This is a genomic window from Mesorhizobium sp. USDA 4775 (assembly GCF_054062655.1).
In genome coordinates, this window is the sequence record NZ_JBSSFM010000001.1 from 5,047,485 (window position 1) to 5,059,391 (window position 11,907).

Annotated in this window: 15 protein-coding genes; 7 read left to right on the forward strand and 8 right to left on the reverse strand. The window is 64.3% G+C overall.

Annotated elements, in window-relative coordinates:
- Nucleotides 1-77 precede the first annotated feature (77 nt).
- A complete protein-coding gene (locus ACVILI_RS24660) occupies nucleotides 78-1,151 on the reverse strand; it encodes a D-alanine--D-alanine ligase family protein (RefSeq protein ID WP_038647940.1) in 1,074 nt (357 codons plus the stop codon).
- A gap of 16 nt (nucleotides 1,152-1,167) precedes the next feature.
- Nucleotides 1,168-1,785, reverse strand: coding sequence for a C39 family peptidase (locus tag ACVILI_RS24665; protein ID WP_064981792.1), 618 nt, complete (start codon nucleotides 1,783-1,785; stop codon nucleotides 1,168-1,170).
- Nucleotides 1,786-1,948: 163 nt separating this feature from the next.
- On the opposite strand from ACVILI_RS24665, the gene ACVILI_RS24670 reads away from it, so the two are divergent.
- Together ACVILI_RS24670 and ACVILI_RS24675 are read left to right on the forward strand one after the other, a co-directional pair.
- Nucleotides 1,949-2,515, forward strand: coding sequence for an RNA polymerase sigma factor (locus tag ACVILI_RS24670; RefSeq protein ID WP_240564495.1), 567 nt, complete (start codon nucleotides 1,949-1,951; stop codon nucleotides 2,513-2,515).
- Entirely contained in the window at nucleotides 2,512-3,075 is a 564-nt protein-coding gene (locus ACVILI_RS24675; protein WP_240564494.1) for a hypothetical protein, read from the forward strand. Before ACVILI_RS24670 ends, ACVILI_RS24675 begins: the two co-directional genes overlap by 4 nt.
- 36 nt (nucleotides 3,076-3,111) lie before the next feature.
- Here the strand turns inward: ACVILI_RS24675 and ACVILI_RS24680 are convergent, their stop codons facing one another.
- Nucleotides 3,112-3,540, reverse strand: a complete 429-nt coding sequence (locus ACVILI_RS24680; RefSeq protein WP_019859327.1) for a VOC family protein — start codon at nucleotides 3,538-3,540, stop codon at nucleotides 3,112-3,114.
- A gap of 335 nt (nucleotides 3,541-3,875) precedes the next feature.
- Between ACVILI_RS24680 and ACVILI_RS24685 the strand changes: the two genes are divergently transcribed.
- The gene (locus ACVILI_RS24685) at nucleotides 3,876-4,130 is read left to right on the forward strand and encodes a hypothetical protein (protein WP_223217710.1); all 255 of its coding nucleotides are present in this window, start codon (nucleotides 3,876-3,878) and stop codon (nucleotides 4,128-4,130) included.
- A gap of 23 nt (nucleotides 4,131-4,153) precedes the next feature.
- Here ACVILI_RS24685 and ACVILI_RS24690 read toward each other — a convergent pair whose 3' ends face one another.
- Nucleotides 4,154-5,341, reverse strand: a complete 1,188-nt coding sequence (locus ACVILI_RS24690) for an aminotransferase-like domain-containing protein (RefSeq protein WP_051726926.1) — start codon at nucleotides 5,339-5,341, stop codon at nucleotides 4,154-4,156.
- Between the two features lie 171 nt (nucleotides 5,342-5,512).
- Entirely contained in the window at nucleotides 5,513-5,965 is a 453-nt protein-coding gene (locus ACVILI_RS24695; RefSeq protein ID WP_019859330.1) for a GNAT family N-acetyltransferase, read from the reverse strand.
- Nucleotides 5,966-6,298: 333 nt separating this feature from the next.
- On the opposite strand from ACVILI_RS24695, the gene ACVILI_RS24700 reads away from it, so the two are divergent.
- A complete protein-coding gene (locus tag ACVILI_RS24700) occupies nucleotides 6,299-7,234 on the forward strand; it encodes an IS110 family RNA-guided transposase (RefSeq protein WP_010910050.1) in 936 nt (311 codons plus the stop codon).
- A gap of 77 nt (nucleotides 7,235-7,311) precedes the next feature.
- On the opposite strand, the gene ACVILI_RS24705 is transcribed toward ACVILI_RS24700, so the two are convergent.
- Nucleotides 7,312-8,067 carry a pyridoxamine 5'-phosphate oxidase family protein gene (locus ACVILI_RS24705; protein WP_240564493.1) on the reverse strand — a complete coding sequence of 252 codons (756 nt, stop codon included), beginning with the start codon at nucleotides 8,065-8,067 and terminating at the stop codon, nucleotides 7,312-7,314.
- A 5-nt stretch (nucleotides 8,068-8,072) separates the two neighbouring features.
- On the opposite strand from ACVILI_RS24705, the gene pdxR reads away from it, so the two are divergent.
- Nucleotides 8,073-9,515, forward strand: a complete 1,443-nt coding sequence (gene pdxR, locus ACVILI_RS24710) for a MocR-like pyridoxine biosynthesis transcription factor PdxR (protein WP_457102639.1) — start codon at nucleotides 8,073-8,075, stop codon at nucleotides 9,513-9,515.
- A 4-nt stretch (nucleotides 9,516-9,519) separates the two neighbouring features.
- On the opposite strand, the gene ACVILI_RS24715 is transcribed toward pdxR, so the two are convergent.
- Nucleotides 9,520-10,017 carry a hypothetical protein gene (locus ACVILI_RS24715; RefSeq protein ID WP_019859335.1) on the reverse strand — a complete coding sequence of 166 codons (498 nt, stop codon included), beginning with the start codon at nucleotides 10,015-10,017 and terminating at the stop codon, nucleotides 9,520-9,522.
- Between the two features lie 105 nt (nucleotides 10,018-10,122).
- Between ACVILI_RS24715 and ACVILI_RS24720 the strand changes: the two genes are divergently transcribed.
- Nucleotides 10,123-10,716, forward strand: coding sequence for a DUF922 domain-containing protein (locus ACVILI_RS24720; protein WP_038652985.1), 594 nt, complete (start codon nucleotides 10,123-10,125; stop codon nucleotides 10,714-10,716).
- A gap of 10 nt (nucleotides 10,717-10,726) precedes the next feature.
- Here ACVILI_RS24720 and ACVILI_RS24725 read toward each other — a convergent pair whose 3' ends face one another.
- On the reverse strand, nucleotides 10,727-11,257 hold the full coding sequence (locus ACVILI_RS24725; RefSeq protein ID WP_457102640.1) for an RBBP9/YdeN family alpha/beta hydrolase: 531 nt from the start codon (nucleotides 11,255-11,257) through the stop codon (nucleotides 10,727-10,729).
- Between the two features lie 110 nt (nucleotides 11,258-11,367).
- Here ACVILI_RS24725 and ACVILI_RS24730 point away from each other — a divergent pair, with 110 nt between their 5' ends.
- Nucleotides 11,368-11,850 carry an Lrp/AsnC family transcriptional regulator gene (locus tag ACVILI_RS24730; RefSeq protein WP_038647954.1) on the forward strand — a complete coding sequence of 161 codons (483 nt, stop codon included), beginning with the start codon at nucleotides 11,368-11,370 and terminating at the stop codon, nucleotides 11,848-11,850.
- The last annotated feature ends 57 nt before the right edge of the window (nucleotides 11,851-11,907 follow it).

Sequence of the window (11,907 nt, forward strand, 5' to 3'; positions counted from 1 at the left end):
GAAGTGCCTTTATCCGCCCATCGGGATGCTCGGGCCAAGGCCGGCGGCAAGCGTGGCGTGACGCTGAACAGAGCCGATCAGCGCGCCGCATGCCTGGCCAGCGCGTGCCCGATCAGCACGTCGATCACCTGGCTGTAGCCGATGCCGATCGCCGCCAGCGCCTTGGCGTACATCGAGATGTCGGTGAAGCCGGGCAGCGTGTTAACCTCGTTGACCAGCAGCGAACCGTCGGCGCGCAGGAAGAAGTCGACGCGCGCCATGGCCTCGCAGCCGAGCGCCCGGAAAGCCCGCGCGGCCATCTCGCTCGTCCTGGCAACGACATCCGCCGGGACATCGGCGGGCACCTTGACCAGCGCGCCGTCGGCGTCGAAATACTTCGCTTCGTAGGTGTAGAACCCATGCTTGTCGGCCGGAATGATCTCGCCGGGCGGCGAAACCGTCAGCGAACCGTCGGCCCGCTCCAGCACCGAACACTCGATCTCGCGGCCGTCGACGAACTCCTCGATCAGCGCCTTGCTGTCATAGCGCAAAGCCGTTTCGACGGCCTGTTCGAAGCCATCCCTGTCATGCACCTTGCTCACCCCGAAGGACGAGCCCTGGCGCGCCGGCTTGGCGAAGAAGGGCAGCCCAAGCGCCCCGGCAATCTCCTGGAACGAACCGACCTCGCCTCTCAGCACGGTGACCGAGCGGGCAACGGCAAGCCCTGCCTCGCGTAGCAGCCGCTTGGCGACATCCTTGTCCATGGCGGCGGCGGAAGCCAGGACGCCGCAGCCGACATAGGCGACATCGGCAACCTCGGCATAGCCTTGCACCGAACCGTCCTCGCCGAACGGCCCATGCAGCACGGGAAAGACGACATCGACAGGGTCAGGCTGTTCGCCGCTCTCGGTGAGAGCCACCAGCCGGCCCTTGCCGCCTGGCAGCAGGGCTACCTCCACGCCATCCTCAGACACCGGAGCCCCTGCCCCGTCGGCGCCGGCCTCGGACGAAGGCTGCAGCCGCCATCTGCCATCCCTGGAAATGGCGATCGGCACCACCTGGTAGCGCGTCCGGTCGATCGCCTTCAGCACATTGGCCGCCGACAGCCGCGACACGTCATGCTCGGCCGAGCGCCCGCCATAGAGGATGGCGACCCTGGTCTTTTCAGTCATTGAAACCCCTTAGAAATCAAATGGTGACGGCAATGCCGCGATTGGCAAAGAAACGATCGAAATCGGCTGGCGATAACACTGCGTTGGCCTGTGTGGCGCTGGTATGGCCGGATGGGTTGTGGAAGCGAAAACCATCATCCGACGCCGCCGTCACCAGCACCAGATGGCCGCCCTTCGACGGCGGCTCGCGCTCGGGCCAGCGGATCGAACTGCTGACCGAGGCGATGAAGAAGCGTGAGCGGGCGAGGATCGCCGGAATGTCCGACGTCGCGACATTGGTCATCACCTGCGCCTCCAGGCCGAACTCCGCCTTCACGAAAGTGACGAAGGGCGCGTAGATCAGGCCCCTGATCGAGCCTTCGTTGACGACATAGCCGCCATATCGGGTGCAGCGTCTCGCCAAGTCGATCGTCGGCACGATCTCGCCGCGCGTGGCCAGGATCATTTTCAGGCACGCCATGCCGCAGATGTTGGCGGCCCAGACCGCATATTCGTCTGGTGTTTCCGCTCCCGACCCCCGCCACAGCGGATCGCGCCGCAGCGCCACATCAGCGCCATCGGCGAGCACGGCCAGCGTCATGTCAGGCGTTTCCCACTGGCTGAAAAACGGCACGGTTTCGGGCGATGTATCCATGGAACTCCGCGGCTGGGTTTCCATCTCGTATCGAGGATGTCGGACAAAAGGAAGGCCACCTGGTCAGTGCTTCGAATTGGTGCTGGTGCGCCAGTGCGTCGAAGGTTCGGCGCAGTCTTCGGTTGGTCTGTAAGAAATTTCGTTTGGGTACGACTACCTTGACATGACCATGCTTTACCAAAACGAGAGGGGCGGTGCCGAAGCGGCCGCGCCACCGGATGTCGACCGGCTCTACATCCAGGCGGTGGATCAGCTAGGTCCCGCGTTGGCTCGTCTGGCAGTTGGATACGAAGCAAACCCTATCGAGCGGCAGGACCTGTTGCAGGATATCCATCTGCAGGTCTGGCGCAGCCTGACGTCTTTCGATGAGCGCTGCTCGCTGCGCACCTGGGTCTACCGTGTGGCACACAATGTCGCTGCCGATCATATCGTGCGAGCCCGACGCCTGAAAGGAATGATCGGCCTCGATCACCCGGCGGCGGAGATCGCCGCTGACCCGAATCCCTCCCCGGAGACGGAGGTATCCGACCGGCTTGCGCTGGCCCGGATCCACGCAATGCTCCACCGCCTGCAGCCGATCGATCGGCAGGTGATGATCCTCTACCTGGAGGTGGAGGATGCCGCGACCATCGCGGAGGTTTCCGGTCTCTCGGCCGGCGCGGTGGCGACGCGTATCAGCCGCATCAAGCGCGTTCTGGCCGGCCAGGTCGTTCTGGAGGCAGTACGATGATTAACCGGTCGCAATCTTCCTGGAAGGAACAACCTGTTATGACCTCGGCCATAAATCTCGAAGACATCAAGGCGCGACATGCCGCTTTGAGCCGAACCACCAAGCGCCGCAACACTTTGGAATATGTCTCCGGAGGCATGGCCGCCGCCTTTCTGCTCGTCACCAGTGCAGTGACATTCCTGGCAGCCGACTCGTCGGCGGAATGGATCATGGCGTCAGGATTTGCAACGCTGGTGCTCGGCCTCCTGTTGGTGGGCTTGAATATCTTCCGCAAGAGCACACGTGCCGGATTCGATCTTGCGACAAGTGGAATGGGCCATCTGCAACAGCGCTTGGCTCATGAGCGCGACCTGCTGAGATCCGCCTGGCTTTGGTATGTCGGGCCAATAGTGCCGGGGTTCGTCATGATCTATCTCGGATCATGGGCGACAAATCCCGCGCGCCCGATCTTCGCGCTGGTCGGAGGCGGGTCGACCTTTGCCTTCCTTGTTTTGGTCATCATCCTGAACCGCCGTGCGGCTCGACGGATTGAAACGGAAATGCGTGCCCTGCGGGAATGACGATGCTTCGCGAGCCGCGCCGTTCGTGCACCGTCTCTAGAAGGTGATCTTCACCGAAGCGGCACTGCGCGCGTGCGCACCGTGATGGACGGCCTCGATGTTATTGCCGTCGGGGTCGAGCAGGAAGGCGGCGTAATAGCCGGGATGATAGGGCCGCTCGCCCGGCGCGCCATTGTCCGTGCCGCCGGCAGCCAGCCCGGCCTTGTAGAAGGCATCGACCATCGCGTGGTCCCTGGCCTGGAAGGCCAGATGGTGACGGCCGGTGAGCTTTCCCAGTGCTGCCCGGCTGTCGGCGCTGGAGATGAACAGCTCATCGGACCAGAAATAATCCTCGCCGGTCCCGCCGATCGGCACGCCGAGCACCTGCAAGACCGCCTCGTAGAAACGCCGGCTGGCGGCGAGATCCCTCACCACCAGCTGGATGTGGTCGATGAGCCGGCCGCGATGCAGTTCCTGGGTTTCCACGAAAATTCCTCCTCGCAATGTTCCAAATCTAAATTCGCTTGGGGCGCCGTCAATGCGGGCGGGCGCAGGCTACTGACAGGCGCTGCCTTCCGGCGTCGTCGCCGAAAATCCCGCCCTTCGGTCCTTTGCAAATGAAAAGCCCGCCGGAGAGGGGGAAACCGGCGGGCTTTGGAAAGCCTCGTTGACAAGGCCTTCGGATGTCTGCGGGGGGTCAGACACCTAGGAACACCTGTCGGCTAAAGAGGTTCCATGCAGATCTCTTTTCAGGAGAAATTCTCCTGACGGGAACTTTCCGATCAAACCGGAGTTTCGTGGCGCGGCGGGAGGGACATCGATTGGACTGTTTTCAGAGACTGGAAGCGCTTATCGACAGCGCTGGGGTTGGCGACGTCGAGGAAGCAAACGCCTTGCTGCGACGCTTCAAGGGCAAGTCGCAGGCGGTCGACACGGCAATAGACGAGTTCATGCTCGACTTCATGACATTGATCTTCGTCGTCGAGGCCGGCGAGGAACGCTTTGAAAAACCGCTCCGCAGACTGGCGCGCACCAGGCTTGCGATACTCAAGCATCTGGTCACCGTGACGGCATAGAAATGCCGCCTTCTCTGACCGGCCTACCCCTTCAGCAGCGCCGCCAGCCTTGGAATGCCCTCGGTCACGGCGCGCTGGTCGGCCAGCGTGAAGGACAGCCGCAGCGTGTTGCGTCCGGTGCCGTCGGCGTAAAAAGCATTGCCGGGCACGAAGGCGACGCGCGCCTCCTTCACCGACCGAGCCAAAAGCTCGGTGGCGTCCGACCCTTCCGGCAGCGTCGCCCAGACGAACATGCCGCCTTCCGGCCGGCTCCAGGTCACGCCCTTCGGCATGTTGGCTTCGAGCGCGCCCAGCAGGCCGTCGCGGCGCTGGCGATAGGCGCCGATGAGTTTGTCGACCTGGCCGTCGAAGACGGATTCGGCGACGCGGTGCATGACCAGCTGGTTGATCGACGGGCTGTGCAGGTCGGAAGCCTGCTTCATCAGCACCAGCTTTTCCACCACATGACGCGGCGCGCACACCCAGCCGACGCGCATGCCCGGCGACAGGATCTTCGAGAACGAGCCGCAATAGAGCGTGCGCGCCTTGTCGATAGAGCCGCAGCGCGCGCAATCGAGCGCCAGGATCGGCGGCACGCCCTCGCCATCATAGCGCAGCGCGCGATAGGCGGCGTCCTCGATGATGGCGATGTCGAGTTCGCCAGCGAGGTCGAGCACCGCCTCGCGCTGCTTTCGATCGAGTGTATTGCCGGTCGGGTTGGCGAAGTCGGGCACCAGATAGGCGAACTTGACCTTGCCGCCCCCTCTTGAAGAACCGGTGGGGGCGGCGGCCGCCGCGCGATAGGCGTCCGGCGTCATGTTGCCGCCTTCCGGCCGCAGACGGTCATAGCGCGGCTCATAGGCGTTGAAGGCCTGCAGCGCGCCGAGATAGGTCGGCCATGTCACCAGCGCGGTGTCACCCGGCGACAGGAACAGCTTGCCCAGATAATCCAGCGCCTGCTGCGAGCCGGAGGTGATGAAGATGTTGGCCTCGTCGCAGGCGACGCCGAGCTTGCCCATCTGCCCGGCGATCCAGCGCCGCAGCGGCAAATAACCTTCCGACACCTGGTATTGCAGCGCCGCCCCTGCCTCCGCGCCGCCCAGCACCTCGGCATAGGCATCGCGGATGGCATCGGCCGGAAACAGCGCCGGATCGGGAATGCCGCCGGCGAAGGAGATGATGTCGGGCTGGTCGAGCAGCTTCAGCAGCTCGCGGATTTCGGAGGCCTTCATGCGCGACGAGCGCGAAGCCAACAGGTTCAAAAGGGTCAAGTCACGCCTCCCCAGACGATTTTCATATAGGTCAATGTAGCTGACCTATATCCGCTTTGTCAGGCAATTTGAATAGTGCCTGAAAGCCTGCCGCTATACGCCAGTCGCCGCCGGGGCGGAACGGAGTTGCATCTAGAGGCTCTTCTTGTAACCAATATGGCTGGCGGTGAAGCCAAGGTTTTCATAGAAACGGTGCGCGTCCGCCCGCCCCTTGTCGGTTGTGAGCTGCACAAGGCTGCAGCCGCGCGACCGACACTGATCGATCGCCCATTCGAGCATCAGCCGGCCGATGCCGCCCGAGCGCCGATGGCCGGCGACACGAACCGCCTCGATCTGCCCGCGCCAGGCGCCCTTGCGCGACAGCCCGGCAAGAAAGGTGATCTGCAACGTACCGATCACCTCGGCCCCGTCCACTGCCACCGCCAGCAGTTGGTTGGGGTCGGCATCAATCGCGGCAAAAGCATTGAGATAGCCCTGGGCCAGCGGCAAGGAGGCATCCTCGCGAGCAGCGCCCAGTGGATCGTCGGCGAGCATCGCGACGATTGCCGGCAGGTCGGAAGCTTGCGCCTTGCGGAAGGTGATCATGGCGCCGGGATAGCGCGAGGCGGTGGCGGCGGCAAGTGAGCTCTCCCTTCTCCCCTTGTGGGAGAAGGTGGCCGAGCGAAGCGAGGTCGGATGAGGGGTGTTCCAGGGAACGCCGACGTCTCACTCCGCTGGAACACCCCTTGTATCTGCACGGAGGAGACTTTGTGCGATGGAAGCGACTGAGCCTCGAACCGGACGGCCATCCGATTCGAGGCTTGGCGAAGTCGCCCGACACCCCTGCGGCTACAACCGTGGATGAGCCTGGGATCTTCGTCTTCGTCACGCACGACCGATAGTCGCTTGGCTCCAATCGCACGCACAAGGCAGGTTACCGTGAACACGACCCTCTGTGGAATAGATATTTCGAAAGACTGGCTCGACGCCCATATCGAGCCGATGGGAGCGGCAAACCGCTTCGCCAACGATGCGGCAGGCATCGCCGATCTGGCCGCCTGGTGTCAGAACCATGATGTCGAACTCGTCATCATGGAGGCCAGTGGCGGCTACGAACGGCTGGCCTTCCTGCTCTTGTGGGAGATGGGCCAACCCTGCGGCATGGCCAACGCGAGGAGCGTTCGCTACTTCGCCGAGGCAATGGGTTTCCTGGAGAAGACCGACAGAATCGATGCCGCCGTGATTGCCCGTTATGGTGCCGTCAAGCGGCTCAAGCCGACGCCGCCGCCGAGCGCGGCCCAGCAGCGGCTCAAGGCGCTGGTTGCGCGGCTTTCCCAGGTGGGAGGAGATCTCACCATTCAAAAGCAGCGCAAGAGCACCGCCGACGCCGAAACTATCGCCAGCCTCGATGAAGTGATCGCGCTGCTTGCGCGCCAGAGCCGCAGGCTCGAAGGTGAGATCGCCACGCTCATCGATGACGATCCGCTGTGGGCATGCCTCGACCGAGCCTTCCGCTCGCTCAAGGGTGTTGCCTCTCGCACCGTGGCGCGGCTGATGGCGCAGTTGCCGGAGATCGGCATCCTCTCCAACAAGGCCATCGCCAAGTTGGCCGGCCTGGCGCCGATCGCCAATGACAGTGGCAAGCGCAGCGGTCGAAGACCAGTGCGCGGCGGTCGGGCAGGGCCGCGCGGCGTCCTCTTTCTCGTTGCCAGCATCGTTGCCAAATATGATCCGCATCTGGCAGCTTTCAAGCAACGGTTGCAGACTGCCGGAAAGGAGAAAATGGTCATCCGCATTGCGCTCGCCCGCAAGCTGCTCGTCATTCTCAATGCAAAAGCACGCGACGCGCGCAACGAATTCGCAAATGCAACTTGACACCTCAGATAGTCGCTCATCCGTCTCGGCGCTGCGCGCCGATCCACCTTCCCCCACAAGGGGGGAAGGAAGAGGTGCTAACTAACCTCGCCCTCATACACCGCCTGCGCCTGCATCAACGCCGCGTCCAGCCCTTCTCCTTCTGCATACCCAGCCAGATTCCCCGGCCGCTCGATGCCGGGCAGCAGCCTCGGACACGGCTCGGCCGCGCCGATCACGGTCCGCACCGGGATGACCCCGGCCCACACCGGGTGACCATAATCCTCCTCGTCGTCGGCGACGCCCTTGGCGCGCACTTTGGTCGATGCCTCCTCGATGCGCATGCCGATGACCATGGTCGCCTTGGCTTCCTGCGCCGAGATGGGCCGCAAGGTTTCGCTGCGGCCGGGGTAGAAGCGGTCGACGACGCCGGCCAGCGCCTTCATCTTCTCTTCCGGCTCATCAACGATCCGCGCGGTGCCGAAGCACATCGCCGAGCGGTAGTTGGCCGAATGGTTGAAGCCGGTGCGCGCCAGCACCAGCCCGTCGAGATGCGACACGGTGAGACAGGCCGGCGTACCGCCGCGCAATTGGCGCAGCATGCGGCTGGCCGACGAGCCGTGCCAGTAGAGCATGTCGCCCTCGCGCCAGTGGATGGTCGGCGTGCAATAGGGCTGGCCGTCGAAGGTGTACGCGACATGGCACAGCAGCCCGGCATCCAGCACCGCGAAGACGGCCGCATGGTCGTAGCTGCCGCGCTCATGCAGGCGCTTGACCCGGTTGCGGCTGGTGGTCGGAAAGCTGGCGGCAACGTCGTTCACGGCTTGCATCCTCGGCTGTTGTCTGCCAACCATGCGCCATGGCATTGGTCGAGAAAAGAACCAATCACAGCAACAAAAATCAGACCAATCCGCCGGATTGGTCGGCGCTGATCCCGGTTCTGCCCGGGGACGGACCGCGCAGCCGCGAGCTTTACGCCGCGCTCAGGCGGCTGATCGAGACCGGCGCGCTGGCTGCCGGCGCAAAGCTGCCGACCACCCGCGACCTTGCAAAGCGCTTCGGCCTGTCGCGTTCGGCGGCGGTCGCCTGTTTCGAGATGCTGATCTCGGAAGGCTTTGCCGTGGCCAAGGTCGGCGCCGGCACCTTCGTCGCTCCCGACGTGCCGTATTTGCCGACAACGCTGGTCAAGGCGCGCCCGCCGGAGATCGACGCCGCCATCTCGCTGCCTTGCGGCCTTGGCGTGGCGGTGTCCGACCCGCGCACGCTTGATGTGTTCCGCATCCTGCTGTCGCGCCACCTCGCCCGCCCCGGCCCCGAGCATTTCCGCTATGGCGATCCGCGCGGCGGCATCGCGCTGCGCACCGCGATTGCCACTTATCTCAGGACCGCGCGCGGCGTGCGCTGCGACGCCGGCCAGATCCTGCTGACCTCGGGCACGCAACAGGGGCTCGACCTCCTGGCGCGCGCGGCACTTCGCCCCGGCGACGCCGTGTGGCTGGAAAACCCCTGCTATCCCATGGCGCACGCAGTGCTGGCCGGCAGCGGCGCCAGGATTGTCGCCGTGCCGGTCGATAGCGAAGGGCTCGATCCCGAGATCGGCGAACGTCTCTGCCCAAAGGCGCGCGCGGCCTATGTCACGCCCTCGCATCAATATCCGCTCGGCGTGACGATGACGATGCGCCGGCGGCTTGCCTTGCTCGACTGGGCGCGGCGCAACGATGCCTGGATCATCGAGGACGATTACGACAGCGAGTTCCGCTATGCCGGCCCGCCACTGACCTCGCTGCAAGGCATGGATGGCGCGAACCGCGTCGCCTATCTCGGGACCTTCTCCAAAGTGCTCTTCCCCGGCCTGCGCATCGGCTATGTCGTGGTGCCGGAGCCGTTGCTCGATGCGGTCATGGCGATCAGGGCGCGCTCCGACCGTTACCCCTCGACGCTGGCCGAGGGCGCGCTGACCGACCTGTTGAACGAAGGCCACTTCGCCGCCCATCTCAGGCGCGTGCGCCGCCGCGTGCAAGCCGCGCGCGACGTGCTGGCCGCGGGCCTGCAGGCGCATTGCGGCGACAGGCTCGATGTGACGGCGCCCGAGCAGGGGCTGCATCTGATGGCGATGTTAAGGGGCAACGGGCCGGACACGGCCATTGTCGAAGCAGCAAAGGCGGTGGGCGTTGGCGCACGGGCATTGTCCGCGATGTTCATCGACGGCGCGCCGAAGCACGGGCTGGTGCTGGGGTTTTCCGGATTCTCGGATGAGGAATTGAGGGCGGCGGCGGTAAGGTTGGGCGGGGTGATGCGGTAGCCGCTCAATCCGCATCAGCGGCAGGCTTCGCCTTCCCGCACTGCGCCAGTACCTTGCCGATGGCCCCCTTCGAACCCTTTAGCGCAAAACTGTTCGAACCATACTTGGCCGAACCGACAGACACATCGCCCTTCCCCCGCAACAGATCGAGCAGCGGATCGGCTTTCTCCAGGTCCACTACGAAGTAATTGTACATGGCCTCCAACTGCAGCGTTTTGGTCACCGTCTTCCCGTCGGCCTTGAAGTCGAACGCGCCGCTGATGCCAGGCTCCAGCTGCTGGCCGCTGGTACCGAGGTCGTAGCTCAGCACCGGCTTGTCGAAACAGGCCAGCATCAGATACGCGTCGCCCTTCGGGCCGCCGCAGACCGAAGCGGTCAGCACGCTGCCGCCCTCGTCTTCCTCCATCTTCGCGCTCCAGCCGCTGCACGACGCGGCAAACGCCGGCTGCGCGGCCTGCAATGCGGCCACGGCACCGGCGACGACAAGATATCCAGCTTTCATGACTTCCCCCTGACAATTGCGGCACCCGCAACCAGCATATAGGAAAAGCGATCCCGTGACATTGCCCGTTGCGGCAAGGTCGTGTGGTCCGGGTTGGAGAGCGTTGTGTCGAGAGTTCGTCTGTGTCTTCTGCTGGCCGCCCTGGTGGCCTTGCCTGTCACCGCCCATGCGCAGTGGAAGCCGGTCGAGAAGGTCGAAACCTATGCCATTTCGGGTCAGTCCGGGCCCGAACTCTATCGCTCGATCGGCGAGAACGGGCCGAATGTCGGCGTCGCCCGCGCCATCGCCCACACCAATTTCAAGCTGACCTGGACCAGGGACTATCAGGCACGGGCCGGCGCCTGCGTGCTGGTGTCGGCGAAGCCGAAATTGATCATCACCTACACCTTGCCCAGCCCCACTTCACCGCTGCCATCCGCTGTCCAGAAGAACTGGGAGGTTTTTCTCGCCGGCGTCAGTGCCCATGAAAAGGTGCATGGCGCCACCATTGTCGACATGGTGCGCAAGATCGAGGCGGCGACCGTCGGCCTGACGGTTGCCGACGACCCCAAATGCAGCAAGATCCGGAGCGAGATGACCAAGCGCCTGTCTGCACTCTCGCAGGCGCAGCGCCAGGCCAGCCGCGATTTCGACCGCGTCGAACTCGGCCCGGGCGGCAATCTGCAGAAGCTTATCCTCGCTTTGGTGAATGGCGGCTGAGCCACCACCTTCAAGCCTCGGACACCAGCCCGTCGAGAAGCGCAAAACCTTCCGGCCAGTCGCCCAGGCCGCTTTCGGCATTGATGTGGCCGAACGGCCCGATCACGGCCAGGCGGCTGCCCCATTGCGTCGCCCGCGCCTCGGCATACTCCGCCGAACCATAGGGGTCGTTGGTGCTGGTCACCACAAGCGAGGCAAAGCGCAGCTTGCCCTCGGGAATTTTGGCGAAAGCCATACCGTATTCGGGAAAGACCGCCGACGCCGGATCGGGAACGCCGACCAGGAAGGCCGCCTTCACGGGCCTTTGCGAAATCTTCTGCCAGTGCGCGATAAGCAGGCAGGACAGGCTGTGCGCGACCAGCACCGGCGGCTCGGGCGCGGCGATCACCGCGGCCTCCAGAGCCTCCAGCCAGTCGGTGAAATCGGGCAGGTCCCAGCTTGGCCGGAAGCGCCGCATCGCCGGATTGGCGTCTTCCCACCGCGATTGCCAATGCGCCGGGCCGGAACCGCCGCTCCCCGGCAGGATGATGAAATGCGGCATGTCGCCTTGCTCCTATCGATCATCGGTGCATGGTGACGTCTTGTGCTGGCACCGGGAATGGGAAATCATCGGAAAGATCATGTCCTTGCCGATGGATTCAAAGTGACACCATGAGGACCAGCGATGAGCGCGCGCCGCTCGACCCGACCGACATCGCCATCATCGAGGCCATGCAGGAGAATGGCCGCATCGGCATATCGGAGCTCGGCCGGCGGGTCGGCCTGTCGCAGCCGGCCACCTCCGAGCGGGTCAAGCGGCTGGAGGAGCGCGGCGTCATCGCCGGCTACACCGCGGTGATCGACCCGGCCGCCCTTGGCCTCGGCATGGTGGCCATCATCCGCATGCGCACCACGCATGAGCAAATCCGCCCTTGCCTGAAGCAGTTCGCCGAAATGCCCGAGATTACCGAGGTTCACCGACTGACCGGCGAGGATTGCTTCATCCTGAAAGTGGTCGTGCCCTCGCCCGCCCACCTTGAAACCATCGTCGACGCCGTCGCGCGCCATGGCGCGGTCACCACGGCACTGGTGCTGCGCAGCGAGACGCCGAAGCCGATCGGCCGCGAACTGATCCGCGCGAACACGGTTTCGTAAGCGCCGAACCAGTCATCAATCCGTCGCAGTGCGAACCTAACTGCTGAGCGAAATGGA